Annotated in this window: 23 protein-coding genes; 13 read left to right on the top strand and 10 right to left on the bottom strand. The window is 65.7% G+C overall.

Annotated elements, in window-relative coordinates; genetic code table 11:
- Positions 1–37: 37 nt before the first annotated feature.
- The 3 genes from trxA to hutC all read right to left on the bottom strand — a co-directional run bounded on the left by trxA (position 38) and on the right by hutC (position 1,805).
- Positions 38–364 carry a thioredoxin TrxA gene (trxA, locus tag QPK31_RS05925; protein WP_290422019.1) on the bottom strand — a complete coding sequence of 109 codons (327 nt, stop codon included), beginning with the start codon at positions 362–364 and terminating at the stop codon, positions 38–40.
- 205 nt (positions 365–569) lie between these two features.
- Positions 570–968 (bottom strand): response regulator, encoded by a 399-nt coding sequence (locus QPK31_RS05930; protein WP_290422020.1) that lies wholly within the window; start codon positions 966–968, stop codon positions 570–572.
- A 117-nt stretch (positions 969–1,085) separates the two neighbouring features.
- On the bottom strand, positions 1,086–1,805 hold the full coding sequence (hutC, locus tag QPK31_RS05935) for a histidine utilization repressor (protein WP_290422021.1): 720 nt from the start codon (positions 1,803–1,805) through the stop codon (positions 1,086–1,088).
- Positions 1,806–1,939: 134 nt separating this feature from the next.
- On the opposite strand from hutC, the gene ada reads away from it, so the two are divergent.
- Positions 1,940–3,013 carry a bifunctional DNA-binding transcriptional regulator/O6-methylguanine-DNA methyltransferase Ada gene (gene ada / locus QPK31_RS05940; RefSeq protein ID WP_290422022.1) on the top strand — a complete coding sequence of 358 codons (1,074 nt, stop codon included), beginning with the start codon at positions 1,940–1,942 and terminating at the stop codon, positions 3,011–3,013.
- A 10-nt stretch (positions 3,014–3,023) separates the two neighbouring features.
- Here ada and bla read toward each other — a convergent pair whose 3' ends face one another.
- Entirely contained in the window at positions 3,024–3,884 is an 861-nt protein-coding gene (gene bla / locus QPK31_RS05945) for a subclass B3 metallo-beta-lactamase (RefSeq protein ID WP_290422023.1), read from the bottom strand.
- 139 nt (positions 3,885–4,023) lie between these two features.
- On the opposite strand from bla, the gene QPK31_RS05950 reads away from it, so the two are divergent.
- The 7 genes from QPK31_RS05950 (at position 4,024) to hutI (ending at position 13,335) form a co-directional block, all read left to right on the top strand.
- Positions 4,024–5,688 carry an amidohydrolase gene (locus QPK31_RS05950; protein WP_290422024.1) on the top strand — a complete coding sequence of 555 codons (1,665 nt, stop codon included), beginning with the start codon at positions 4,024–4,026 and terminating at the stop codon, positions 5,686–5,688.
- A gap of 345 nt (positions 5,689–6,033) precedes the next feature.
- On the top strand, positions 6,034–7,746 hold the full coding sequence (gene hutU, locus QPK31_RS05955; protein WP_290422025.1) for a urocanate hydratase: 1,713 nt from the start codon (positions 6,034–6,036) through the stop codon (positions 7,744–7,746).
- A gap of 12 nt (positions 7,747–7,758) precedes the next feature.
- Entirely contained in the window at positions 7,759–9,318 is a 1,560-nt protein-coding gene (gene hutH / locus QPK31_RS05960; RefSeq protein ID WP_290422026.1) for a histidine ammonia-lyase, read from the top strand.
- A gap of 22 nt (positions 9,319–9,340) precedes the next feature.
- Positions 9,341–10,141, top strand: a complete 801-nt coding sequence (hutG, locus tag QPK31_RS05965) for an N-formylglutamate deformylase (protein WP_290422027.1) — start codon at positions 9,341–9,343, stop codon at positions 10,139–10,141.
- A complete protein-coding gene (locus QPK31_RS05970; protein ID WP_290422028.1) occupies positions 10,138–11,505 on the top strand; it encodes a formimidoylglutamate deiminase in 1,368 nt (455 codons plus the stop codon). Before hutG ends, QPK31_RS05970 begins: the two co-directional genes overlap by 4 nt.
- Positions 11,502–12,098 carry a HutD family protein gene (locus QPK31_RS05975; RefSeq protein WP_229437444.1) on the top strand — a complete coding sequence of 199 codons (597 nt, stop codon included), beginning with the start codon at positions 11,502–11,504 and terminating at the stop codon, positions 12,096–12,098. The genes QPK31_RS05970 and QPK31_RS05975 overlap by 4 nt, the downstream gene beginning before the upstream one ends.
- Complete coding sequence (gene hutI, locus QPK31_RS05980) at positions 12,091–13,335, top strand: imidazolonepropionase (RefSeq protein WP_290422029.1); 1,245 nt, start codon at positions 12,091–12,093, stop codon at positions 13,333–13,335. Before QPK31_RS05975 ends, hutI begins: the two co-directional genes overlap by 8 nt.
- Positions 13,336–13,566: 231 nt before the next feature.
- Here the strand turns inward: hutI and QPK31_RS05985 are convergent, their stop codons facing one another.
- The 6 genes from QPK31_RS05985 to QPK31_RS06010 all read right to left on the bottom strand — a co-directional run bounded on the left by QPK31_RS05985 (position 13,567) and on the right by QPK31_RS06010 (position 17,723).
- Positions 13,567–13,746: a hypothetical protein gene (locus QPK31_RS05985; protein ID WP_290422030.1), complete on the bottom strand. Its 180-nt coding sequence runs from the start codon at positions 13,744–13,746 to the stop codon at positions 13,567–13,569.
- Between the two features lie 297 nt (positions 13,747–14,043).
- Entirely contained in the window at positions 14,044–14,541 is a 498-nt protein-coding gene (locus QPK31_RS05990; protein ID WP_290422031.1) for a GNAT family N-acetyltransferase, read from the bottom strand.
- Complete coding sequence (locus tag QPK31_RS05995; RefSeq protein WP_290422032.1) at positions 14,538–15,476, bottom strand: DMT family transporter; 939 nt, start codon at positions 15,474–15,476, stop codon at positions 14,538–14,540. Before QPK31_RS05995 ends, QPK31_RS05990 begins: the two co-directional genes overlap by 4 nt.
- Before the next feature lie 250 nt (positions 15,477–15,726).
- Positions 15,727–16,182 carry a glycine zipper 2TM domain-containing protein gene (locus QPK31_RS06000; RefSeq protein ID WP_290422033.1) on the bottom strand — a complete coding sequence of 152 codons (456 nt, stop codon included), beginning with the start codon at positions 16,180–16,182 and terminating at the stop codon, positions 15,727–15,729.
- Between the two features lie 77 nt (positions 16,183–16,259).
- On the bottom strand, positions 16,260–16,703 hold the full coding sequence (locus QPK31_RS06005) for a DUF962 domain-containing protein (protein ID WP_290422034.1): 444 nt from the start codon (positions 16,701–16,703) through the stop codon (positions 16,260–16,262).
- 72 nt (positions 16,704–16,775) lie between these two features.
- Entirely contained in the window at positions 16,776–17,723 is a 948-nt protein-coding gene (locus QPK31_RS06010; protein ID WP_290422035.1) for a LysR family transcriptional regulator, read from the bottom strand.
- Between the two features lie 151 nt (positions 17,724–17,874).
- On the opposite strand from QPK31_RS06010, the gene QPK31_RS06015 reads away from it, so the two are divergent.
- The 5 genes from QPK31_RS06015 (at position 17,875) to QPK31_RS06035 (ending at position 24,986) form a co-directional block, all read left to right on the top strand.
- Positions 17,875–18,099, top strand: a complete 225-nt coding sequence (locus QPK31_RS06015; protein ID WP_290422036.1) for a hypothetical protein — start codon at positions 17,875–17,877, stop codon at positions 18,097–18,099.
- Positions 18,096–18,956 carry an alpha/beta hydrolase gene (locus tag QPK31_RS06020; RefSeq protein ID WP_290422037.1) on the top strand — a complete coding sequence of 287 codons (861 nt, stop codon included), beginning with the start codon at positions 18,096–18,098 and terminating at the stop codon, positions 18,954–18,956. The genes QPK31_RS06015 and QPK31_RS06020 overlap by 4 nt, the downstream gene beginning before the upstream one ends.
- 180 nt (positions 18,957–19,136) lie before the next feature.
- Positions 19,137–20,321, top strand: coding sequence for an efflux RND transporter periplasmic adaptor subunit (locus QPK31_RS06025; RefSeq protein ID WP_290422038.1), 1,185 nt, complete (start codon positions 19,137–19,139; stop codon positions 20,319–20,321).
- A 4-nt stretch (positions 20,322–20,325) separates the two neighbouring features.
- Positions 20,326–23,511: an efflux RND transporter permease subunit gene (locus tag QPK31_RS06030; RefSeq protein WP_290422039.1), complete on the top strand. Its 3,186-nt coding sequence runs from the start codon at positions 20,326–20,328 to the stop codon at positions 23,509–23,511.
- Complete coding sequence (locus tag QPK31_RS06035) at positions 23,508–24,986, top strand: efflux transporter outer membrane subunit (protein ID WP_290422040.1); 1,479 nt, start codon at positions 23,508–23,510, stop codon at positions 24,984–24,986. Before QPK31_RS06030 ends, QPK31_RS06035 begins: the two co-directional genes overlap by 4 nt.
- Positions 24,987–25,096 lie beyond the last annotated feature (110 nt).

A 25,096-nucleotide genomic window follows, 5' to 3' on the forward strand; every position in this document is an offset into this window, starting at 1 on the left:
CGCCGCTTTCTTTACAAGACGTTCTGCGAACGTTTGATCAGATGTTGCTTTCGATGAAATCCTTCAGCTTGCCTTTGGCGATGGCGCCAACTTGCTGGGCTGCAGGAGCACCGTTCTTGAACAGGATCAGGGTCGGGATGCCACGGATGCCGAACTGGGCCGGCACGGCCTGGTTGGCGTCGACGTCCATCTTCGCGATCGTGATCTTGTCGCCGTATTCTTTTGCCACTTCTTCGAGGATCGGGGCGATCATCTTGCACGGACCGCACCACTCGGCCCAGAAATCGACCAGGACCGGACGCTCGGACTTGAGCACGTCGGTTTCGAAAGAAGCATCGCTGATGTGTTTAATGTTTTCGCTCATGTTTTCCTCAAAGGATCAATGTACGCCTGGAGACTATAAAAGATCGTCCGGCTTCCGATTTTTTTAAAAACTGGGTTGCAACACAATGGTGGAGACAATGTGCGCAAACTCAATATTGGAAGGGCGTCAAGAGGACGTCAGGCGGGGGATTTAGGCCGAATAATACCGCATTTTCCCGAAAAGTGTTCAGGCGTTTGTATAAAACTTAACTCGCCACGGCCGAGCGTAATTGGTCCAGTCCGATCGGCTTGCGGAAGGTGCCCGCCACGCGCAGGCCGAGCACCCGCGCCAGCTCGCCGGCGGCGTCGCGCACCCCTTGATCCATACCCGAAAGTAAGATAACACGGCCATTGAAACCGCGCGCCGCGGCAGCCTGCAGGAACTCGATGCCATCCATGTCGGGCAGGGCCAGGTCGCAGATCAGGGTGTCCGGACTGCGCTCTTCCAGGGTGGCAAGGGCGCGCCGGGTGCTGGCCTCGGCAAACACTTCGCGCACGCCCACCTGCTCCAGCATGTCGGTCAGCACGTCCAGCATGAAGCGGTCGTCGTCGAGCACCAGCACGCGCGGCGGCTGGACGGGACTGGCAACAGCGGCATCGTTCATACGTTTGGTTCTGAAAGAATTTTGACTGGAAGGGAATTATGGGCGAGATGCGGCATGCGTGGCGCATGCCGCCCAAAAAATACTGTCGGGTGTTGCGTGACAGCCCGGCTTGGGTTCTTAGCCCACGCTGCCGGTGAACTGGTACAGGTGGCCCGGATGCCACATGGTCACGCTGGAGGCCACCTGTCCGCCCGACGTCGTCTTGCGCTTGAGTACCAGGCAGGGGTCCTTGGCCTCGATGGCCAGCAGCTCGGCCACCTCGCGCGGGGCGCCCAGCGATTCGATGGCCCAGGTGGCGCCCTGCAGCGGCGCCACCGCCATCAGGTGTTCATTGGGGGTGATGGCATTGAAATCCTGGGCCAGGTAATCGGGCGCGCAGGCCGGATTCACCCAGCGGTCTTCGAGCTGGATCGACACCTCGTTCTCGAAGTGCACGATCAGCGAGTGATACAAGAGATTGTCCGGCGCCAGGCCGAACTGCAATGCCAGCGCCTCGCCTGCCGGCGCTGCTTCCAACAGGTGCAGGCTGCTGCGGTGGCGGTGGCCGCGCGCGCGCACTTCGTCGGCGATATTCCGGATCTCGACCAGGGTGGCCTGGTATTTTTGCGGCGCCACATAGGTGCCCGAACCCTGGCGCCGGGTCAGCACCTGTTCGGCGGTGAGTTCGCGCACGGCGCGGTTGACGGTCATGCGCGAGACCCCGAACTGGCGCACCAGCGCCTGCTCCGAGGGCACGAGGTCGCCTTCCTTCCAGCGGCCGGACGCGATCTCGCCGACCAGGTAATCCTTGATACGCTGGAAGATGGGGGTACTCGCTTGCGCGCTCTGTTCGTTCAAACTGCTCTCCGGAAGGACGATAATGATGGCTGCGGTCAGCCGCGATTCTAGCATCGCAATTCGAAAGCAAGAGCTGGAGTGCGCGCGTGGCGCACCGGCCCCACGATAGGGCCGGATACGAACCAGGAGCCGCCATGAAAAGCGAACATCTTCCCCAGCCTTATGCCAGCGACGCAGCGCGCTGGGACGCCGTGCAGCGCCGCGAGCGCGCCGCCGACGGCGCCTTCTATTACTCGGTGCGCACGACCGGCGTGTATTGCCGGCCCTCCTGCGGCGCACGCCCGGCGCGGCGCCAGAACGTCACCTTCCACGCCAGCTGCGAAGCGGCCGAAAGCGCGGGCTTCCGCCCCTGCCTGCGCTGCCGGCCGAACCTGCCGCCGCTGGCCGAACGCCAGGCGCAGCTGGTCGCCGCGGCCTGCCGCCTGATCGAAGCCAGCGAAGAAGAACCGAGCCTGGATGCGTTGGCGGCAGCGGCCGGCATGAGCCGCTTTCACTTCCACCGCGTGTTTAAGGCGCAGGCCGGCGTGACGCCGAAAGCCTATGCCGCCGCCGTGCGCGCGGCGCGCGTGCGCGAGGGCCTAACGCAGGGCGCGCCGGTGACCGACGCCTTGTACGCGGCCGGCTTCAATTCCAGCTCGCGCTTCTATGCCGGGGCCGATGCGATGCTGGGCATGGCGCCGGCGCGCTTTCGCAGCGGCGGCGCCGGCGAAGAGATCCGCTTCGCGGTGGCCGCCTGTTCGCTGGGTGCGATCCTGGTGGCGTCCACCGGCCGCGGCATCTGCGCGATCCTGATGGGCGACGAGCCCGAAGCGCTGGTGCACGACCTGCAGGACCGGTTTCCGAAAGCGCAGCTGGTCGGCGCCGATGCCGGTTTCGAGCGTACCGTGGCGCTGGTGGTCGGTTTCGTGGAAGCGCCGCGCCTGGGCCTGGACTTGCCGCTCGACGTGCGCGGCACCGCTTTCCAGCAGCGCGTATGGGATGCCCTGCGCGCGATCCCGGCCGGGGTGACGGTGAGTTATACCGAGCTGGCGCAGCGCATCGGATCGCCGAACGCGGTGCGCGCGGTGGCCGGCGCCTGCGCGGCGAATCCGGTGGCGGTGGCGATTCCCTGCCACCGGGTGGTGCGCAATGACGGCGGCTTGTCGGGCTACCGCTGGGGCATCGAACGCAAGCGGACGTTGATTGACAGGGAAAAGAACGACGCTTAGTTGTTGCTGCTTATTTTCTCGCCGCTGCCTCCTGCACCAGCGTCTTCTCCAGGCGCTGGCGGCCACTCTCGGCATAGCGGCGGCAGGCCTCGCGGTCGATGAAGGCGGTACTGCCTTCGTTGGCCTGGCGCGCATGGCGCTCGAACAGGCCGCTGGCTTCCGGGTGGGCCGATACCAAGATGTCGCAGGGCAGGGCGGCCACGCGCGCGATCGAGCGTTCGATGTCGGCTTTCGCGGTTGGATAGTGCGGGTTGCCGCTGTAGCGGAAGCCGTTCAGGCCAAAGGCATTCAGGCTGTCGGCGTACACCATGTTCATGGCGCCGACCGGCTCGATCGCCGTCCAGGTCCAGGTAATGCCGCCCTGGGTATGGCCGGGAGTGTAGTTGGCTTTCACCGCCAGCGGCCCCACGGTCACGACTTCGCCGTCGCGCACGGCTTTCACGTTTTCCACCGGCTCCATGTCGGGCAGGGCGCCGAACTGCGGGTCGCCCCGGTCCGGCTTGCCGCTTTCCAGCACCGGTTTCGCGGCAGGGCTGGTAAGTACCGTGGCGCCGCTCACGCGCTGCAGCTGGGCCAGGCCGCCGGCATGGTCGACATGTTCGTGCGAGACCAGGATATATTTGATTTCTTCCGGCTTGAAGCCGAGCCTGCGGATGTGCTCGATGATGGTGGCGGCCGACTTCGGCGTGCCGCCATCGATCAGGATATGTCCTTTGGCTGAAGTGATCAGCACCGACGCGACGCCCTGGGGACCGACGTAATAACTGCCGCCGTAGATGGGGAAAGGATCCTGGGGCGCGTCCCAGTCGGCGGCCTGGGCGCCGTGGAGGAGAGCGAAGGTCAGGAAAAAGCTGGGGGCAAGTCGTTTCAAGGGCAGTCCGTGCTGGAGGGTTGAGGTCGGTTTCGCGCATGATAGCCAAAAATGCACGCAGAGCGTCTGACGGCAGTGTCAAAGCGGCAGCGATTCGCTACACTCGTGTTTTGCATTTATTTAATAAAACGGAGAGTCCATGCGCCCCACCCTGAAGCAGTGTTCCATGTTCGTATTTGCCGCGGTCGCCGCCATGTCGGTACAGGCGCAGACGGTGATCGAGAACGCCAACGGATACACGCTCAACAAGGAGGGTGAGCTGGTGCAGTTCACGGCGCTCGCCTTTGATGCCCAGGGCAAGATCCTGGCCGTCGGCAGCGCCGCCGACGTCAGCGCCAAGGCGCCGGGCGCACGCCGCGTCGACATGGGCGGCAAGACCCTGCTGCCGGGCCTGATCGACGCCCACGGCCACGTGTTCGGCCTGGGCCAGATGCTGACCCAGCTCGATCTCTCGCAAACCACCTCGCTGGAAGGCGCGCTGAAGGCCATCGCCGACTATAGCCGTGCGAACGCCGGCCAGGGCTGGCTGCGCGGGCGCGGCTGGAACCAGGAAAACTGGAAGCTGGGCCGCTTCCCGACCGCCGCCGATGCCGACACGGTCGTCAGCGACCGTCCGGTCTGGTTCGAGCGCGTCGACGGCCACGCCGGCTGGGCCAACAGCCGCGCGCTGGCGGCGGCCGGCATCACCGATAAAACGCCGGACCCGGCCGGCGGCAAGATCGTGCGCGATGCGAACGGTAAAGCCACCGGCGTGCTGGTCGACGCCGCGCAGGAACTGGTCACCAAGGTGTTGCCGGCCCAGACCGAAGCCGAAGGCCGCGTCGTGCTCGACCGCGCGCTCGGCGCCCTGGCGAAAGTCGGCGTCACCAGTACCCACGACGCCGGCCTGGGCGTGGCGGAGGACCGCCTGTACCGCGCCTACGCCGACCAGGGGAAACTGACCGCGCGCATCTACGGGATGATCGGCGGCACCGAAGGCGACTTCGATGCGTTGGCCAAGAACGGCCCGCTGAAAACCTACGGCAACGACATGTACGCGCTGCGTGCCGTGAAGCTGTATTCGGACGGCGCCCTGGGCAGCCGCGGCGCGGCGCTGATCAAACCCTACAGCGACGAGCCGCATTCGCACGGTTTGCTGTTCCATAAAACCGCGCAGATGGACGCCATGATGAAAAAGGCGATGGCGCGCGGCTACCAGGTGAACGTGCACGCCATCGGCGACGCCGGCAACCACCAGATCCTCGACATCTACCAGAAGGAACTGGCGGCCACCAAGAGCGCGGCCCAGCGCCACCGCATCGAGCACGCCCAGGTCGTCACCCAGGCCGACATCGTGCGCTTCAAGACGCTCGGCATCATTCCGTCGATGCAGCCGACCCATGCCACCTCGGACAAGAACATGGCGGAAACGCGTGTCGGGCATGAGCGTATCAAGGGCGCGTATGCGTGGCGCAGCTTCCTGCACCAGGGTTCGCGCATCGCCTGCGGCTCGGACTTCCCGGTGGAGTCGCCGAATCCCTTCTTCGGCATCCACGCCGCGGTGACGCGCCAGGATGCGTCCGGCCAGCCGATTGCCGGCTGGTATCCGAACCAGGCGATGTCGCTGAAGGAAGCCTTCCGCTGCTTCACGCTTGACGCAGCCTATGCGGGGCACGCGGAAAACAGCTTAGGCTCGCTGGAGCCGGGCAAGTGGGCAGACTTCATCGTGGTCGACCAGGATTTGTTCAAGATGCCGACCTACGACATTTATAAGACTGGTGTGCTGCAGACCTGGGTGGGAGGGAAGCAGGTGTACCAGAAATAATCGCGGCCGGGCGGGACTCGACGGCGTGAACCGTACGGTGGGGTGTTTGAGGCCGGGGGCCTCAAACACGAAGTGCCCACGCGGAACGATGAATATTGTTGGCGGTTCAAACAGCAAATTGTTGGCGTTACGTTTATCGCAAACGTTAGCGAGCGATGTTTCCAGGCAGCGGAATACGGACGAGCACGTAACCGCGTGGGCACGGAGTGCCCACCTTACGGTCGCCGCCCCGGGCCGGAACCATGGCATGCCCGATGTCCCGTCGCAGGCAGGAGCGACAAAATGGATTGACGCTGTTGTATAGACAACCTAGACTCTGAGCATATCCTCAACCCAGGAGCTGCCATGACCCACGCCTCGCCCCCGTCCGATACCGATCCGCGCTTCGACCCCACGCGCACCATCCGCGCCCCGCGTGGCACCGAGCTGCACTGCAAGAGCTGGCTCACCGAAGCCGCCTACCGCATGCTGCAGAACAACCTCGACGCCGAGGTGGCCGAGGACCCGCAGCGCCTGGTGGTCTATGGCGGCATCGGCCGCGCCGCGCGCAATTGGGAATGCTACGACCAGATCCTCGCCTCCCTGCGCGAGCTGGAAGACGACCAGACCCTCCTCATTCAATCCGGCAAACCGGTCGGCGTGTTCCAGACCCACGAAAACGCCCCGCGCGTGCTGCTGGCCAACTCGAACCTGGTGCCGAAGTGGGCAAACTGGGAGCATTTCAACGAACTCGACCGCAAGGGCCTGTTCATGTACGGCCAGATGACGGCCGGCAGCTGGATCTACATCGGCACCCAGGGCATCGTGCAGGGCACCTACGAAACCTTTGCCGAAGCAGGCCGCCAGCACTTCAATGGCGACTGGGGCGGACGCTGGATCCTCACCGCCGGCCTGGGCGGCATGGGCGGCGCGCAACCGCTGGCCGCCACCTTCGCCGGCGCCGTCTCGCTGACCGTCGAATGCCAGCAGACCAGCATCGACTTCCGCCTGCGCACCCGCTACCTCGACAAGCAGGCGAAGGACATCGACGAGGCCATCGCCCTCATCAAGCACCACACCGAACAACGCGAAGCCGTCTCCATCGGCCTGCTCGGCAATGCCGCCGAGGTGCTGCCGGAACTGGTACGCCGTGCGAAAGAGGGCGGCCTGGTGCCGGACCTGGTCACCGACCAGACCTCGGCCCACGACCTGATCAACGGCTACCTGCCGAGCGGCTGGACGGTCGAGGAGTGGAAGGCGGCGCAGCGCGATCCATTGCAGCACGCGCGCCTGAAAGCCGCCGCCGCCGCATCCTGCGCCAAGCACGTGCAGGCCATCCTCGACTTCAAGGAACTCGGTGCCTACGCGGTCGACTATGGCAACAACATCCGCCAGGTGGCATTCGACGATGGCCTGCAGAACGCCTTCGACTTCCCCGGCTTCGTGCCGGCCTATATCCGCCCGCAGTTCTGCGAAGGGCGCGGTCCCTTCCGCTGGGTGGCGCTGTCCGGCGACCCGGAAGACATCTATAAAACCGACGCCAAGATCAAGGAATTGTTCCCGCACCATGCGCAGGTGCACCGCTGGCTCGACATGGCGCGCGAGCGCATCGCTTTCCAGGGCCTGCCGGCGCGTATCTGCTGGCTGGGCCTGGGCGAACGCCACCTGGCCGGCCTGGCATTCAACGAGATGGTGCGCACGGGCGAACTGAAGGCGCCGATCGTCATCGGCCGCGACCACCTGGACACCGGCTCGGTCGCCAGCCCGAACCGCGAAACCGAGAGCATGCGCGATGGCACCGACGCCGTCTCCGACTGGCCGCTGCTGAACGCCATGCTGAACACGGCCGGCGGCGCCACCTGGGTCTCGCTGCACCATGGCGGCGGCGTGGGCATGGGCTACTCGCAGCATTCGGGCGTGGTGATCGTTGCCGACGGCACCGACGACGCCGCCAAGCGCCTGGCGCGCGTGCTGGTGAACGACAGCGGCTCGGGCGTGATGCGCCACGCCGATGCCGGCTACGAATCCGCCATCGAGACGGCCAAGCGCCAGGGCCTGAATCTCCCGATGATCAAGTAAGGTAATCAAGACATGAAACACGCATCACAAGACCTGCAACAAGCTTGGACCCTGGAACCCGGCGCCCTCACGCTGGCCGATTTGCGCGCCGTCTGGGCCGAGCACTTCACGATCGCCCTGTCGGCGAACGCTGCCGCGCCCATCGCTGCCTCCGCCGCGCTGGTCGACGACATCGTCGCCAAGGGCGACCCGGCCTATGGCATCAATACCGGCTTCGGCATCCTGGCCAAGGCCCACATCCCGAACGAGCAATTGGCGCAGCTGCAGCGCAACCTGATCCTGTCGCACGCGGTCGGCACCGGCGAACTCATTGCGGACAACATCGTTCGCCTGATCCTGCTGACCAAGATCGGCAGCCTGGCGCGCGGCTATTCGGGCGTGCGTCCGTTGATCATCGACACCCTGATCGCGCTCTACAACGCGGGCATCATGCCGGCGATCCCGTCGCAGGGTTCGGTCGGCGCTTCCGGCGACCTGGCGCCGCTGGCGCACATGACCCTCGCCATCCTCGGCGTTGGCCCGGTGCGCGTGAAAGGCGAGATCGTCGACGCGCTTGATGCCTTGCGCGCGGCCGGCATCGAACCGGTGACTTTGGCCGCGAAAGAAGGCCTGGCCCTGATCAACGGCACCCAGGTATCGACCGCGCTGGCCCTGCACGGCCTGTTCATGGCCGAGCGCCTGGTGGAAGCGGCGATGGTCACCGGCGCGCTGTCGGTGGATGCGGCGCGCGGCAGCGATGCGCCGTTCGACGCGCGCATCCACGCGGTGCGCGGCCAGCCGGGCCAGATCGCCGCCGCCGCCATCTACCGCGAACTGATGGCCGGCAGCGCCATCCGCGCCTCGCACCTGGTGGGCGACGAGCGCGTGCAGGACCCCTACAGCCTGCGCTGCCAGCCGCAAGTCATGGGCGCGGTGATGGACCTGGTGGCGAACGCCGGCCGCACCTTGCTGATCGAGGCGAACGCGGTCACCGACAATCCCTTGCTGTTCCCCGACGATGGAGCAATCGTCTCGGGCGGTAATTTCCACGCCGAGCCGGTGGCGTTTGCCGCCGACACCCTGGCGCTGGCGATTGCCGAAGTCGGCGCCCTGGCCGAGCGCCGCATCGCGCTGCTGATCGACGCCAATCTGTCCGGCCTGCCGGCCTTCCTGGTGCGCGAGCCGGGCCTGAATTCGGGCTTCATGATCGCCCACGTAACGGCCGCGGCCCTGGCCTCGGAAAACAAGTCGCTGGCCCATCCTGCCAGTGTCGACAGCTTGCCGACCTCGGCCAACCAGGAAGACCATGTCAGCATGGCCACCTTCGCGGCGCGCCGATTGGACCAGATGGCGCACAATACGGCTGTGATTGTCGGTATCGAGCTGCTGGCGGCCGGGCAGGGCATCGAGTTCCACCGCCCGTTGGCCACGTCAAGGCACCTGGAGCACGTGCATGCCCAGCTGCGCGCGCAGGTGGCGCCGTACGACGCCGACCGCTTCTTCGCACCCGACATCGAGGCCGCGCGCCGCATGGTGGTCGACGGCGCGTTGTCGGCATCATGCAAGGAGCTGTTCGCAGTTCTGCATCCCTAATTCAACCGCTAGAGGAGAGGTGATGGATTTCCGGTTCAAGGCAGGTACTGCGCCGATGCTGCTGTCGATGCCCCACGTGGGCACCGACATTCCCGACGAAGTCGCCGCCACCATGGCGCCCTGCGCGCTGGCGACGGCCGACACCGACTGGCACCTGGCCGAGCTGTACGAGGCCGCCGACCGCCTCGGCATCTCGACCCTGGCTGCGCGCTGGTCGCGCTATGCCATCGACCTGAACCGGCCGCCGGAAAACACGAATCTGTATCCGGGCCTGGACACCACCGGCCTGTGCCCGGTCGACACCTTCGGCCGCGAAAGCCTGTACCAGGAGGGCAAGCTGCCAGACGCCGCCGAGGTCCAGCGCCGCCTCGACCGCTACTGGCGTCCCTACCATAACCAGCTGCGCGCGGAACTGGCGCGCCTGCTGGCGCTGCACGGCAGGGTGGTGCTGTGGGATGCGCACTCCATCGCGTCAAGGGTGCCGCGCTTCTTCGAAGGCCGCCTGCCGGACCTGAACTTCGGCACCGCCGAGGGCAAGTCCTGCGATCCGGGGCTGGAACAGGCCGTGGTCGGCGTGGCCCGCGCCCAGGACCGCTTCAGCATCGCCGTCAACGGCCGCTTCAAGGGCGGCCACATCACGCGTTTCTATGGCCAGCCGCACGAGGGCGTACACGCGATCCAGCTCGAGATGTGCCAGTGCCTGTACATGAACGAGGCGCCGCCTTTCGCGTACCGTCCGGAGGTGGCGGCCGAGGTCCAGCCCTTGCTGGCGGAGATGATGGAGGCCGCCCTGGCCTGGGTGCAGAAAGAGGCGGGAAAATGAACGCCCTGTTCGCGCGCCACGCGCTGCTGCCGGACGGCTGGCGCGGCGACGTGCTGATCGAATGGGATGCGCGCGGTGCGCTCACGCGCGTGCAGGCCGATGCGCGTGCGCCGATCGGCGTGCCGCGCGCCGACTACGTGGTGCCGGGCATGGCCAACCTGCACTCGCACGCCTTCCAGCGCGCGCTCGGCGGGTTGACCGAGCACGCCGGCGATGGCCCCGACAGCTTCTGGACCTGGCGCGAACTGATGTACCGCTTCGCCGCCAGCATCACGCCCGAGCAGGCCGAGGCCATCGCCGCCCAGCTGTTCTCGGAATGCCTGCGCCACGGTTACACCTCGCTGTGCGAGTTCCACTACATCCAGCGCGATCCAAACGGGGACATGTATGCACGCCCGGCCGAGATGGCCGAGCGCATCGCCGCGGCCGGCCAGCAGTCCGGCATCGGCCTGACCCTGCTGCCGGTCCTGTACAGCCACAGCGGCTTCGGCGAGCAGCCCTTGAAGCCGGAACAACGGCGCTTCCGCACCGATGTCGACACCGTGCTGCGCATCGTCGAGGCGCTGGGGCCGCTGCGTTCCGGCCAGCTGGAAGTGGGCGCGGCGCCGCATTCGCTGCGCGCGGCCGGCATCGAGCAGATCCGCGAACTGGCGGCCGCGCTGCCGAAGGAGCGCCCGCTGCACATCCACATCGCCGAGCAGCAGGGCGAAGTCGAGCAAAGCCTGGCGTTTTCCGGCTGGCGCCCGGTCGAATACCTGCTGGAGAACATCGGCATCGACGAACGCTGGTGCCTGGTGCATGCGACCCACCTGGACGAGGACGAAGTCAAGGCGCTGGCCGCGTCAGGCGCCGTGGCCGGCATCTGCCCGACCACCGAGGCCAACCTGGGCGACGGCCTGTTCCCGCTCGGGGATTACCTGGCGCTGGGCGGACGCTGGGGCATCGGCAGCGACAGCCACGTGTCGCAGAGCCCGGTCGAGGAATTGCGCTGGCTCGAGTATGGCCAGCGCCTGCTGCACCAGCGCCGCAACGTGGTCGCGAATGCAACGCGGCGCGACGTTGCGCTCAACTTGTGGCAGGATGCGCTGGCCGGTGGCGCACAAGCGGCCGGGCGGGCTGTCGGCGCCTTGGCGGCCGGGCGGCGCGCCGACCTGCTGGTGCTCGACAGCGCGCATCCGAACCTGGAAGGCGCGCTGGAAGCCGACGTGATGGGCCGCCTGGTCTTTTGCGGCAACGACAACCTGGTGCGCGACGTGCTGGCCGGCGGGCGCTGGGTTGTGCAGGGCGGGCGCCACATGGCCCAGGACACCATCGCGCGCCGCTACCGGCAGGCGATCAACCAGTTGCGCGAGGTAAGAGCATGAACATCCTGATTCCCTTTGCCGGCCTGTCGGCGGTGCCCTGGAAAAACGGCGGCGGCAGCACGACCACCATCGCCGTCGGCCCGCCCGAAGCCAACCTCGAGAACTTCGAGTGGCGCGTGAGCCTGGCGACCATCGCCGAGGACGGTCCGTTCTCCAGCTTCCCCGGCGTGGACCGCACGCTGGCGCTGGTCGACGGCCATGGCATGACGCTCGACATCGACGGTTCCGAGCGCGTGATCCTGTGCGAGTCCGGCCCGGTGCTGGCGTTCGACGGCGAATCGCAGGTGGTGGCCAAGCTGAATCGCGGGCCGACCACCGATTTCAACGTCATGACGCGCAGCGATTGCTGCTACCACCAGTTCGGGCGGCGCCGCCTGTCGGGCAAGTCGACCTTTGTCGCGCGCGCCGATTTGACGGTGCTGTTCCTGGCCGAGGGCGAGAGCCTGGAGATCGCCAGCGACGCCGAACGCATCGGGCTGGTACGCTATGACGCGGTGATGTTCGACCCCGGCACCGTGTGGTCGCTCGAAACCACGCAAGCGACGATCTTCATCGTCGATATTTTCTATTACAACGAGGACGAAGATGAGTGAACGCAGCAATCCGCGGGTCGACGCGGTATTTGCGAACGTGAACCTGGCCACCATGGTCGGTGGCTTTGGCGAAATCATGGACGGCGCGATTGCCGTGCACCACGGGCGCATCGCCTGGGTCGGCGCACGCCGCGACGCCCCGCGCGCGGCGGTCATCCACGACTGCGACGGCGCCTGGCTGACGCCCGGCCTGATCGACTGCCACACCCACATCGTCCACGCCGGCAACCGCGCCGACGAGTGGGAAGCGCGCCTGGAGGGCGCCAGCTACGAAGACATCGCGCGCAATGGCGGCGGCATCATGTCGACCGTGCGCGCCACCCGCGCCGCCAGCGTCGAGGACCTGATCCGCGTCAGCGCGCCGCGCGTCTCGCAGCTGCTGGCCGAAGGCGTGACCACGCTCGAAATCAAGTCCGGCTATGGCCTGAACATGATGGGCGAAGCGAACCTGCTGCGCGCCGCACGGCGCCTGGGCGAAATCCTGCCGGTGTGCGTGAAGACGACCTTCCTGGGCGCGCACGCGCTGCCGCCGGAATTTGCCGGCCGCGCCGACGACTACATCGCCGAAGTGGCCGAGCGCATGCTGCCGCTGCTGGCCAAGGAAGGGCTGGTCGATGCCGTGGATGCCTTCTGCGAGCACATCGGCTTTACCTACGACCAGACCGAGCGCGTGTTCAATGCCGCCAGGCGCCTGAACCTGCCGGTCAAGCTGCATGCGGAACAGCTTTCCGAGCAGCGTGGGGCGGAGCTGGTGGCGCGTTATCGCGGGCTGTCGGCGGACCACCTGGAGCACCTGACGCCAGCCGGTATTGCCGCCATGGCCGCCGCCGGTACGGTCGCCGTGCTGTTGCCGGGCGCCTGGTATTACCTGCGCGAGACGCGCATGCCGCCAATCGCCGAGTTGCGTGCAGCCGGTGTGCCGCTGGCGGTGGCGACCGATTGCAATCCGGGTACCTCGCCGATGAGTTCGATTTTGCTGGCGATGAACATGGCTTGCACGATGTGGCGTTTGACGCCGCGCGAAGCGCTGCAGGGCGCCACCGTGCATGCGGCGCGTGCGCTTGGCATGCAGGACCGGATCGGTACGCTGGAGGTGGGCAAGCGTGCGGACTTTGCGCTGTGGGATATCGCGCGGCCGTCGGAGCTGGCGTATGGGATAGGCTTCAATCCTTGCCAGGCCGTGGTGAATGGCGGCGTGATGCGCGAGCGGGATGTGGGCTTGCCGGCAGGGTTTTGATGGGATAGAGCAGGGCGGCTCTTATGCTTGGCAGCCGCTTTTGCGTTCCGTGGTGGGACACTCCGCACCGCGTGGGCTCAAGAGCCTTGCGCGGCCCGGCCCACCCTACAAAACCGCATTCCGCACCGCGTGGGAACGGCGCCGACCCTACGATGTTGTGGCCGGTGGCCGATGTAATTGTAGGGTGGGCGCCCTGTGCCCACGCGGCACACCATTCGATCATTCGAACACTCACAACGACTGCAACTTCGCCTTCGTCGACGACACCGCCCGGTGCAACATCCGCTCGGCATGAAAATCGTTCGCCCGCTGCACCTCGATGGCATGCAGGCTACGCGAGTAATTATCCAGCCGTGAACGCAGCCACGCCTTGTAGATCCGCGACTTGATCGGTTTGAGACTGAGTTTCATGGTGCTCTCCCTCCATGGAAGAGCACATTGTCGACTTCGCCTACCCATTGCGTTTGTGATAACTCAATCGTGCCACAGCCCCACAATGCTTGAGGCTTCTCAAATCGCCCATTCCCAGCTCGGTAATTATGAGTTCAAGAGAATCCGTAAGAGAGGTAAGCAATTGTAAGAACAACCATGGTCAGCGGCTTCAGGCGGATATATTGAAACCGTTGATTTCCATCTCCCCTCCCCATCCTAAAAAATGGGTTCGCCCACGGCGCTACAAGGTCCCGTGGGCTTTTCTTCTCCGAAGGATCAGAGGCCGCGACGTGCCAGGTGGTCCAGTGCTTCGCCGGTCACGCGGCAGATGCGCCACTCCGGCAAGATCTCGGCGCCCATGGTCTGGTAGAAGCCGATCGCTGGTTCGTTCCAGTCCAGCACCGACCACTCGAAGCGGCCGCAGTTGCGCTCCACCGCCAGCTGGGCCAGGTGCGCCAGCATCTGGGTGCCGTAGCCCTTGCCGCGATGCGACTGACGCACGTACAGATCTTCCAGGTACAAGCCCTTCTTGGTGAGGAAGGTCGAGAAGTTATGGAAGAACAGGGCAAAGGTCACGACTTCGCCGTTTTCCTCGCCGACGATGGCTTCGCAGGCCGGCTTGTCACCAAACAGCCCTTCGTGCAGCAGCTCCTCGGTGGCGACCACCATGTGCTCGAGCTTCTCGAACACGGCCAGCTCGACGATCATCGAGTGGATATGGGTGATGTCGGCCGGCTCGGCGGGGCGGATGGAAAAGTGTGTGGCAGAAGTCATGGGGTTTCGATTGCGTTGTTCAAAAGATCATTTTGCACTGGTTTGGCTGCGGGTGCACGCAGTGCCCAGGCCACGCTGGCCAGGCAGAGGATCATGCCGAAGAATTCGACGGGGCCGGGACGGTAGGCTTCGAGCTTGATCGACAGCAGCACCGACAGCACCGGCGTGATCACGCCGATGTACACCGCCTTCTGCGGCCCGATGCGGGCGATCAGCGTGAAATAGGCCAGGAAGGCGATCACCGAGCCGAACAGGGCGAGATACAACAGGCCCAGCGTGTACGACAGGGTCGGCGGCGCCACGAAGCGCTGGCCGGTCAGCAGCACGTAGAACACCACCAGAAGGGTGCCCCAGAGCATCGACCAGGCGGTGGTCAGCATGACGTTGGTCGATTGTTCGCGCACCTTGCTCACCACGATGCTGCCGGCCGAGCTGGCAATCGTCGCCGCCAGGGCCAGCACCACGCCCAGCAGGAAGTGGCCGCTGCCGCCCGTCTGCAAGTCGCGCCAGGCCTGGCCGATCGAGTGCCAGAACAGCAGGGCCACACCAGCCGTGGCAACCGCGCCCGCACCCCAGGTACGCGGCGAAATCGGCGTGCCGTGGAAGACCCGGCCCAGCAGCGGCGTCCAGAACACCATCAGCGCGAACAGTACCGCCACCAGCCCGGACACCACGACTTCCTCGGCCTGGTAGGTACAGATGTAGGACAGGCCGAAGGTGGCGGCGCCCTGCAGCATCATCCACTTCTGGGTACGCCAGGGCAGCTGCAGCTTGTGGCCGCGGATCAGGCAGATGAAGAACAGCGTGGCCGAGGCCAGTGCGAAACGGTAGACCACGGAGACGGCCGGCGGTACGTCGCCTAGCTGCAAGGTGATGGCGAAGAAGGTCGAGCCCCAGATCAGGGAGGCGATGACGAAGAGGACGGAAGAGGGCATCGCGAAAGTATACGTGCTTTCGCTATTGCCTGTCGTCTATAGATTGGCAACAAGAGACCGAAGTAGGCAGGTTTTCGGAACCGGTACAACACCTGGACTTTCTCTATGCTGCGGACACGTACGTAACGGGGCTGTAGGGTGGACGGCTTTGCCGTCCACGCGTTCGACAACAACATGCCGTGCCGCAATGTCTTGTTCAGTTGGCCGCGTGGACGGGAAACCCGTCCACCCTACCGCGCGGGCGAAGCGATCAATGCGTCACACGCGTCTGGTAGCCATTGCTCAGCAGCCGCACACGCTCGCCCGGACGGAACAATTCATCCGCCGACTGGGTAATCGCGCGCAGCTCGCCGTTGTCGAGCTTGACCGTGATTTCGAAACCAGGACGGTTATTCGCATTCGCCTCGACCCGGTTCCCGATCAAGCCGCCGGCAATGGCGCCAACGATGCCGACCGCGGCCGAACCGTTGCCGCTGCCGATCTGCGACCCGGCCAGGCCGCCCAGGGCCGCGCCGCCCATGGTGCCGACGCCCGATTCCGGGTTGACGATGGTGACATTGCGCACCGATTCGACGACGCCCATGCGCACGACTTGTTCGGACTGGGCTTGATAAGAACGATACACGCTGCCCGATTGCGGCGGGGAAGCGCAGCCGGCAAGCAGGCCGGCGCTGAGGAGTGCAACGAGGGGCAGGTAGGTTTTCATGATGATCTCCGGCTTGTTTCTCTGTCCAGAAATCCTACTCCTCGTCGGCAGCACGTGGCGCGCGTTGGCGCCAGAGTTCAATATGCCAGGTTCAATCGACGGTACAGGAAGCCCAGCACGAACAGCGGCCCGATCAGCAGGAAGCGCAGGTCGTCGAAGAAGGACGGCTTCTTGCCCTCGATCTTGTGCCCCACGAACTGGCCAATCCAGGCCACCACGAACACGGCGATCGACAGCGGCAGCACGGCGTACGGCGGCATCGCCCCCAGCAAGGCCAGCATCAGCGCCGCCATCGCCAGCATGCCCAGCGCAAACGGTTTCGACAGCTGGAAGTAGTACCACATGGCCCCGGCCACCGCGAGCAGCGCCACCAGCGGATGGATCGCCCACAGGATGCCGAGCAAAGAGAAGACGATCACCGGCACGCACACGAAGTGAATCAGTTCGTTGGTCGGATTGCGGTGGCTTTCGCTGTAGATGTCGAGCAGGGTATGGATATCGCGGGTCGGGGCAGCGCGCATGGGAAGTCTCCGGATGTGATTGCGAATTTGCATTTTTTATGAGCAGATTCTACACCCGTGCCGGCAAAAAAATCACGCCGCCTGGGCCTGCTCGGCAAAGCCCGGACGCGTACCCAGGCGCATCTGCGGGTGATTCGCAAACAGCTCCGAGACCCACTCGACGAACACGCGCACCTTGGCCGACAAATGGCGGTTTTGCGGATACACCACGTGCACCGGCAGCGGGTCGCTGCTCCAGTCGGGCAGGATCTGCACCATGCGGCCTTCCTGCACGTGGCGCAGCAGCAGGTAGTCGGTCATCTGGATCACGCCCAGCCCTGCCAGCCCCGCGTGCACATAGGTGTTCGAGTCGTTCAGTGCGATCCGGCCGGGCAGCGGCAGTTCGATACGCTCGCCATCGCGCGTGAAATCCCAGTCGTAGATCTTGCCGTTCTTGCCCGAGAAATAATTGATGCAGCGGTGCTGCAGCAGTTCATTTGGATGCGTCGGGGTGCCGTGGCGCGCCAGGTAGGCCGGGGAGGCCGCGGTGACAAAGGTGATCACGCCGACCCGGCGCGCGATCAGGCTGGGGTCGAGCAGGGCGCCGCCGCGCACGGCGCAGTCGACGCCTTCTTCGATCAGGTCGATCGTGCGGTCGGTGCTGCCCAGTTCCAGGATGATGTCGGGGTAGCGCTCGAAGAAATCCGGCAGCGCCGGGATCAGGATTTCGCTCGACAGCCCGGTCGGCGAATCCACGCGCAGCCGCCCGCTGGGATTCAGGCGCGTGCGCGACAGCGATTCCTCGGCATCGCGCACATCCGACAGGATGCGGATGCAGCGTTCGTAGTAGGCGGCGCCGTCCGAGGTAACGGTGACGAGGCGCGTGGTGCGGTGCAGCAGCTTGGCCGCCAGCGAGGCTTCCAGCGCCTGCACCAGGGTCGAGACACTGGCCTTGGGCATGTTCAGCATCTCGGCGGTGCGCGTGAAACTACCGGTGTCGACCACCTGCACGAAGACTTCCATGGCTTGCAGTTTGTTCACTTTACGCTCTCTCGATCAGGAATTGCTCAGGTTTTTCAGCTATTGTTCGCCGAATCCGAACAATCAATTCGAAATTGGCATCTTTATCAGATTGTAGATGATGTCTATAGTGTGCGTACTGACAGGTGCATTTATCTCAACGGAGCAGGACATGACACACAAGGACGGAATCGTCGCAACGATCGCATTGGCGCTCTCCACGCTGGCGATGGCGGGCGTGGTTGGCAGCGGGGCGTATGCCCAGGCGGCCGGCGCCGAGGCGCGCGGTGTCCAGGCCTTGTCGAACGCGGTCGCCGAAACCATCTGCCCCGCAGTGCCTACCCCGCGTGCTGCGGATGCACAATTGCTGGCCGTGGCTACGCAGGTGAACCCATGAACGCGCCCTTCGCACCCGGCCTGGCCGGCAATGCCGACGACGTCCGTGTCCGCGACCTGGAAGTCCATGGCGAACAAGGCCCGCTGAAGGCGCGCCTGTATGCCGCCGGCCCGGTCGCCAAGCGCGATACCCTGATCGTCTTTTTCCACGCCGGCGGCTTCGTCGAGGACAAGCTGGACGACTCCGACCTCTTCCTGCGCCACCTGGCCGATTCCGGCCACGCCCAGGTAATCCTCGCCTCGAGTTACACCCTGGCCACCGTGCGTCCCTTCCCGGCGGCGGTGGAGGATGCCCACGCCGTGCTGCTGTGGGCGAAGAAGAACAAGACCAAGCTCGGCTGGAACGGCAAGCGCCTGCTGGTGGCCGGCATCGAGGCCGGCGCCAACCTGGCCGCCGTCTGCGCCCTGATGTCGCGCGACCGCGGCGCCCCGAAGCTGGCTGGCCAGATCCTCCTGATGCCGATGCTCGACCCGGGCCTGTCGACCTGCTCGATGCGCGAAATGCCGAACTGCCCAGACCAGGAAGCGCTGATCGACGACTGCGCCGCCGGCTATCGCGGCTACCTGCCGCACGCCGCCGACCGTACCCATCCGTACGCATCGCCCCTGCAATCGAGCCGGCTGAAGAACCTGCCGCCGGCCCTGATCCTGTCCGCCGAGGACGATCCCTTGCGCGACGAAGCCGAAGCCTATGGCGCCAAACTGGCCAGTTTTGGCGTGCGGGCGACTGTCGGCCGCTTATTGCCGGCGCCGCTCACCGAACCGGGCGGGCGCAACGACTGCGCCTGCAAGGCCAGCGCCCTCAAGGAAATCGCCAGCTTCATCGCTGGCCTCGACGGGGAGGCAGCCACGGGATGAGTTCCTCCACCTGATCGTAGCGATCCTTTAATCCACCACTGAACCGGACTACCGCGCCTTCCTGGCGTGGCGGGACCCGCTTTGCCCATTTTTTCCTGCGCACTCACCAAAACGGCGCCGGGCGGGGCGGGTATTGCCCACATATTCATTAAAACTGCTCAACAATAATAAGGGGTAAACATGAAACGCACACATGATTGGGCCGCACTCCTGCGGCCGATGACGATGGCGCTGGCAACTGCCGGCCTGGTCGCCGCCACACTCTCCGGCTGCGGCGACGCAACGGGCAAGGCAGCAGAGGTGCAAGCACCCGCCGCGCCGCCGGTCTCGGCCGCGCTGGTACTGGAACGCCCGGTCGCCGAAACCCAGGAATTCTCGGGCCGCCTGGAAGCGATCGAGCGCGTCGAGATCCGCTCGCGCGTCAGCGGCTTCATCACCGCCGTCAACTTCAAGCCGGGCAGCGAAGTGAAAAAGGGCGACGTGTTGTTCGTGGTCGACCCGCGTCCCTACCAGGCAGAGGCGTCCCGTGCGGAGGCAGCCGCCGCGTCGGCCCGCGCCAAGCTCGACCTGGCGCGCCGCGAACTGGCGCGCGCCGAAAGCCTCTTGGCCGACAAAGCCATCGCCCGCCGCGAATACGACGAAGCCGCCGCCGGCCAGAAGGAGCTCGAAGCCAACGCCAACGCCGCGCAAGCCCAGGCCGAGGCAGCGCGCCTGAACCTGGCCTACACCAAGGTCGTGTCGCCGATCGACGGCCGCGTGTCGAAAGCCGAGATCACCCTCGGCAACCTGGTCGACGCCACGGCGGTGCTGACCTCGGTGGTGTCGATGGACCGCATCTACGCCAGCTTCGACGGCGACGAGGAAACCTATCTGCGCGTCGGCGCCAAGGCCCAGCAGGGGACGGCGGTGGGCGTACGCGTCGGCCTGGCCAACGAGGACGGCTTCCCGCACGAAGGCAAGCTCGAATTCGTCGACAACCAACTCGATGCCCGCACCGGCAGCGTGCGCATGCGCGCCACTTTCGATAACGCCGAGCGCAAGCTGGCGCCGGGCCTGTTCGCGCGCATCCAGCTGGGCGCCGCCGACAGCCACAAGGCGGTGCTGATCAGCGACCGCGCCGTGGGTACGGACCAGAGCCGCAAGTACGTGTTCGTGGTCGGCGCCGACAATAAGGCGGAATACCGTCCCGTCACCCTGGGCCCGACCGTCGACGGCCTGCGCGTGGTGCGCAGCGGCCTGAAGGGCGGCGAGAAGATCGTCGTGAATGGCCTGCAGCGCGTGCGCCCGGGCGCGCCGATCGCGGCGCAGATGGTGGCGATGGATGCGGCGGCACCAGTGGCGCTGGCAGCCAATACCAAGGACTAAGACCATGAATATCTCCCGCTTCTTTGTCGACAAGCCGATCTTCGCCATCGTGCTGTCGGTGCTGGTCTTCGTCGGCGGCCTGCTGTCGATCTTCAAGCTGCCGATCTCCGAGTACCCGGACGTGGTGCCGCCCTCGGTCGTGGTGCGCGCCCAGTACCCGGGCGCCAATCCGAAAGTCATCGCCGAAACCGTGGCCGCGCCGCTGGAAGAGCAGATCAACGGCGTCGAGAACATGCTTTATATGTCCTCGCAAAACACCTCGGACGGCGCGCTGATGCTGACGCTGACCTTTGCCATCGGCACCGACGTCGAGCAGGCCGAAACGCAGGTGCAGAACCGCGTCCAGCGCGCGCTGCCGCGCCTGCCGGAAGAGGTGCGCCAGATCGGCGTCACCACCGTGAAGAGTTCGCCGAACCTGACGATGGTGGTGCACCTCAAATCCCCGGACGGCCGCTACGACGACCTCTACCTGCGCAACTACGCGACCCTGAACATCAAGGACCGCCTGGCGCGCATCCACGGCATGGGCGAAGTCCAGCTGTTCGGTTCGGGCGATTACGCGATGCGCGTCTGGCTCGACCCGCAAAAAGTCGCCGCACGCGGCCTGGTCGCCGGCGACGTGGTCGATGCGATCCGCGAGCAGAACGTGCAGGTGGCGGCCGGTGTCATCGGCCAGGGGCCGAGCAAGGACGCCGACTTCCAGTTGACCGTCAACACCCAGGGCCGCCTCTCAAACACCGAGGAATTCGGCAACATCGTCGTCAAGACGAATGCCGACGGCGCGACCACGCTGCTGAAGGACGTGGCGCGCCTGGAAATGGGTTCGAACTCCTACGCCCTGCGCGCGCTGCTGGATAATAAATCCGCGGTGGCGATCCCGATCTTCGAAGCGCCGAACGCCAACGCGCTGCAGCTGTCCACCGACGTGCGCGCCACCATGGCCGAGCTGTCGAAAGAGTTCCCGGAAGGCGTCGAATACAGCATTGTGTACGACCCGACCCAATTCGTGCGCGAGTCGATCGACTCCGTGATCCACACCCTGCTGGAGGCCGTGGTGCTGGTGGCGCTGGTCGTGATCGTGTTCCTGCAAAGCTGGCGCGCATCCATCATCCCGCTGCTGGCCGTGCCGGTGTCGGTGATCGGCACCTTTGCCGTGATGCTGATGTTCGGCTTCTCGATCAACACGCTGTCTTTGTTCGGTCTCGTGCTGGCCATCGGTATCGTGGTCGACGACGCCATCGTGGTGGTGGAAAACGTCGAGCGCAACATCACCAACGGCCTGTCGCCGCATGATGCGACGATCCAGGCCATGAAAGAGGTGAGCGGTCCGATCATCGCGATTGCCCTGGTGCTGTGCGCCGTGTTCGTGCCGATCGCGTTCGTCTCGGGCCTGACCGGCCAGTTCTACCGCCAGTTCGCGCTGACGATTGCGATTTCCACCGTGATCTCGGCCTTTGCCTCGCTGACCCTGGCGCCGGCCCTGTCGGCCGCGCTGCTGAAAGCCCATGACGCACCGAAGGACCGCCTGACGCGCATGATGGACGCCGTCTTCGGCCGCTTCTTCGCCGCCTTCAACCGCTTCTTCGGCCGCGCCTCGCACCGCTACGAAGGCGGCGTGAAGACCGTCCTGCGCCGCAAGACGCTGTCGCTGGGCGTGTACGCGATCCTCGGCATCGCCGCCGTCTTCATGTTCAAGGTGGTGCCGCCGGGCTTCGTGCCGCAGCAGGACAAGGCCTATCTGATCGGCTTCGCCCAGCTGCCCGACGCCGCCTCGCTCGACCGCACCGATGCCGTGATCCGCAAGATGTCGTCGATTGCCGGCCAGATCCCGGGCGTGGAGTCGTCGGTGGCCTTCCCCGGCCTGTCGATCAACGGTTTCACGAATGCGCCGAACTCGGGCATCGTGTTCACGACCCTGAAGCCATTCCATGAGCGCAAAGGCAAGGAGCAGTCGGCCGAAGCCATCGCCGCCGAGATCAACAAGCGCATGGGCGCGGTGGAAGACGCCTTCGTCATGGTGCTGCCGCCGCCTCCGGTGAACGGCCTGGGCACCACCGGCGGCTTCAAGATGATGCTGGAAGACCGCGGCAACCTCGGCTACGACGCCCTGTACAAGGCGACGCAGGCGATGCAGGCCAAGGCCTGGGCCGACCCGCGTTTGCAGGGCGTGTTCTCGAGCTACCAGATCAACGTGCCGCAGCTGTTCGCGGACGTGGACCGCGTGAAGGCCAAGCAGCTCGGCGTGCCGCTGCAGACCATCTACCAGACCTTGCAGGTGAACCTGGGTTCGCTGTACGTGAACGACTTCAACCAGTTCGGCCGCACCTACCAGGTGCGCGTGCAGGCCGACGCCCAGTTCCGTTCGCAGCCCGAGCAGATCGCGCAGCTGAAGGTGCGCAGCAACAGCGGCGAGATGATTCCGCTGTCCTCGCTGATGCAGGTGAAGGACAGCTATGGCCCGGACCGCGTGCAGCGCTACAACGCCTATGTGTCGGCCGACATGAACGGCGGCCCGGCGGCAGGCGTGTCCTCGGGCCAGGCGCAAGCCATCTTCGAGCAGATCGCCAAGGAGACGCTGCCGAAGGGAATCGCGTATGAATGGACCGACCTGACCTACCAGGACATCCTGTCGGGGAACACCATGGTCTACGTCTTCCCGCTGTGCGTGCTGCTGGTGTTCCTGGTGCTGGCGGCGCAGTACGAAAGCTGGACCCTGCCGCTGGCGGTGATCCTGATCGTGCCGATGTCGATCCTGTGCGCCCTGGTGGGCGTGAAGCTGAGCGGCGGCGACAACAACATCTTCACCCAGATCGCGCTGTTCGTGCTGGTGGGGCTGGCCTCGAAAAACGCGATCCTGATCGTGGAGTTTGCACGCGAACTGGAACACCACGGCCGCAGCATCGTCGAGGCCGCGCTGGAAGCTTGCCACCTGCGTCTGCGTCCGATCCTGATGACCTCGATCGCTTTCATCATGGGCGTGGTGCCTCTGGTGTTCTCCAGCGGCGCCGGCGCCGAGATGCGCCATGCAATGGGCGTGGCGGTGTTCGCCGGCATGCTGGGCGTGACCTTCTTCGGCCTGTTCCTGACGCCGGTGTTCTACGTCCTGCTGCGCACGCTGGCCAAACGTTTCGAAAAGCCTGCGGTGGTGCGTGCACCAGTCGCGCACGTTAAAGAAGGAGTCGCACAATGAAGGCGATGATTGCACGCGGTATTGCACCGCTGATGGCGGCCCTGTTGCTGAGCGCCTGTGCGGCCCCGGCCTTCCGCCAGCCTGAAGTCGCTGTCCCGGTAGCGTTCAAGGAGGCTCCGTCGGCAGTACAAACCGCCGCCGACGGCAGCCGCTGGCAAGTGGCGCGTCCGGCAGAGCAGCAGGCACGCGGCGAGTGGTGGCTGGCCTTCCAGGACGCCACGCTCACCGCCCTGATGGATGAGGCGGCGCGCAACAATGCCAGCCTGGCCGTGGCCGCCGCGCGCGTAAAGCAGGCGCGCGCGATCGCCGGTATCTCGGAAGCGGACCGCATCCCGCAGGTCGGCGTCGGCTTCGCCGCCCAGCGCGGCCGGCCATCGGCACTGGAAGCGAACCTGCCGCAGGGCAGCGCGGTGGCGCCGCGCACCACCTACAACGCCAGCCTGTCGGCCAGCTACGAGGTCGATTTGTTCGGCCGCGTATCGTCGAACGTCGAGGCGGCGCGCCAGGATGCCGGCGCGGTGGAAGCGAGCTACCGTTCGGTGCTGCTGTCGCTGCAGGCCGACGTCGCGCAGGGCTACTTCCGCCTGCGTGCGCTGGACGCCGAACTGGAAACGCTGGCGCAAACCGTGCGCCTGCGCGAGGAAAGCGTGGGCGTCAACCAGCGCCGCTTCGACCTGGGCGACATCGGCGAATTCGATTTGACGCGGGCGAAGACCGAGCTGGCCACCACGCGCCTGGAAGCGGTGGGACTGCAACGCCAGCGCGCCACGACCGAGCATGCACTGGCCGTGCTGCTGGGCCGTCCGGCGGCCGACTTCACGGCCGGTGCGGCGCCGCTGCCTTCGACTGCGCAGATGCCGGTGATTCCGGCCGGGCTGCCATCGACGCTGCTGGAACGCCGTCCCGATATCGCGGCGGCCCAGCGCGGCATGGAAGCGGCGAACGCACGCATCGGCGTGGCACGCGCGACCATGTTCCCGGCTTTGACTATCGATGCGGCCGGCGGTGGCGTGGGCGGCACGGTGGCCGAGGTGTTCAAGTGGAGCAGCCGTTCCTGGGTGCTGGGCGCGATGCTGTCGCTGCCGCTCATCGACGGTGGCCGTAACAAGGCGAACGTGACGCGTAGCGAAGCGGTGCTGGAAGAGGCGGTCGCCAGCTATCGCCAGAGCGTGTTGAATGCCTTTGCCGAGGTCGAAGACAACCTGGCTGGCTTGCGCGTGCTCGATGCGCAGGGCGTGCAGGTTGACGAGGCGCTGGTGTCGGCGCGCCGCTCGGCCGAGCTGGCGCGCAAGCTGTACGACGCCGGACGGTCCAGCTACCTGGACTTGCTGGATGCCCAGCGCAACCTGGCGGCGGTGGAGCGTAGCGCGGTGCAGTTGCGTGGCGACCGGGCCTTGACCACGGTGGCCTTGATCCGGGCGCTGGGCGGCGGCTGGGATGCGCCGGCGGCGGCGAACAACCTGGCGCGTAACTGAACACGCAACTGACCGATCGGTGATTTGCCCCTTGCGGCGGCCCGCGTTTGCGGTCTGCCGCTTTTTTTATTGCCGATGCAGTGCGCATCATGAAACGGGCAGGGCGCTAC

This window comes from Massilia sp. YIM B02769, assembly GCF_030411995.1.
GTDB lineage: Bacteria > Pseudomonadota > Gammaproteobacteria > Burkholderiales > Burkholderiaceae_D > Telluria.

Bases quoted from the DNA above. Each gene is read 5' to 3' on its own strand.
- QPK31_RS05995 (WP_290422032.1), bottom strand. From the start codon at position 15,476: ATGCCCTCTTCCGTCCTCTTCGTCATCGCCTCCCTGATCTGGGGCTCG.
- QPK31_RS05970 (WP_290422028.1), top strand. From the start codon at position 10,138: ATGAACGCCCTGTTCGCGCGCCACGCGCTGCTGCCGGACGGCTGGCGC.
- hutU (WP_290422025.1), top strand. From the start codon at position 6,034: ATGACCCACGCCTCGCCCCCGTCCGATACCGATCCGCGCTTCGACCCC.
- QPK31_RS05990 (WP_290422031.1), bottom strand. From the start codon at position 14,541: ATGACTTCTGCCACACACTTTTCCATCCGCCCCGCCGAGCCGGCCGAC.
- QPK31_RS06035 (WP_290422040.1), top strand. From the start codon at position 23,508: ATGAAGGCGATGATTGCACGCGGTATTGCACCGCTGATGGCGGCCCTG.
- hutI (WP_290422029.1), top strand. From the start codon at position 12,091: ATGAGTGAACGCAGCAATCCGCGGGTCGACGCGGTATTTGCGAACGTG.
- hutG (WP_290422027.1), top strand. From the start codon at position 9,341: ATGGATTTCCGGTTCAAGGCAGGTACTGCGCCGATGCTGCTGTCGATG.
- QPK31_RS05930 (WP_290422020.1), bottom strand. From the start codon at position 968: ATGAACGATGCCGCTGTTGCCAGTCCCGTCCAGCCGCCGCGCGTGCTG.
- QPK31_RS06005 (WP_290422034.1), bottom strand. From the start codon at position 16,703: ATGCGCGCTGCCCCGACCCGCGATATCCATACCCTGCTCGACATCTAC.
- ada (WP_290422022.1), top strand. From the start codon at position 1,940: ATGAAAAGCGAACATCTTCCCCAGCCTTATGCCAGCGACGCAGCGCGC.
- QPK31_RS06000 (WP_290422033.1), bottom strand. From the start codon at position 16,182: ATGAAAACCTACCTGCCCCTCGTTGCACTCCTCAGCGCCGGCCTGCTT.
- hutH (WP_290422026.1), top strand. From the start codon at position 7,759: ATGAAACACGCATCACAAGACCTGCAACAAGCTTGGACCCTGGAACCC.
- QPK31_RS05975 (WP_229437444.1), top strand. From the start codon at position 11,502: ATGAACATCCTGATTCCCTTTGCCGGCCTGTCGGCGGTGCCCTGGAAA.
- QPK31_RS06020 (WP_290422037.1), top strand. From the start codon at position 18,096: ATGAACGCGCCCTTCGCACCCGGCCTGGCCGGCAATGCCGACGACGTC.
- QPK31_RS06025 (WP_290422038.1), top strand. From the start codon at position 19,137: ATGAAACGCACACATGATTGGGCCGCACTCCTGCGGCCGATGACGATG.
- QPK31_RS05950 (WP_290422024.1), top strand. From the start codon at position 4,024: ATGCGCCCCACCCTGAAGCAGTGTTCCATGTTCGTATTTGCCGCGGTC.
- QPK31_RS05985 (WP_290422030.1), bottom strand. From the start codon at position 13,746: ATGAAACTCAGTCTCAAACCGATCAAGTCGCGGATCTACAAGGCGTGG.
- trxA (WP_290422019.1), bottom strand. From the start codon at position 364: ATGAGCGAAAACATTAAACACATCAGCGATGCTTCTTTCGAAACCGAC.
- QPK31_RS06015 (WP_290422036.1), top strand. From the start codon at position 17,875: ATGACACACAAGGACGGAATCGTCGCAACGATCGCATTGGCGCTCTCC.
- QPK31_RS06030 (WP_290422039.1), top strand. From the start codon at position 20,326: ATGAATATCTCCCGCTTCTTTGTCGACAAGCCGATCTTCGCCATCGTG.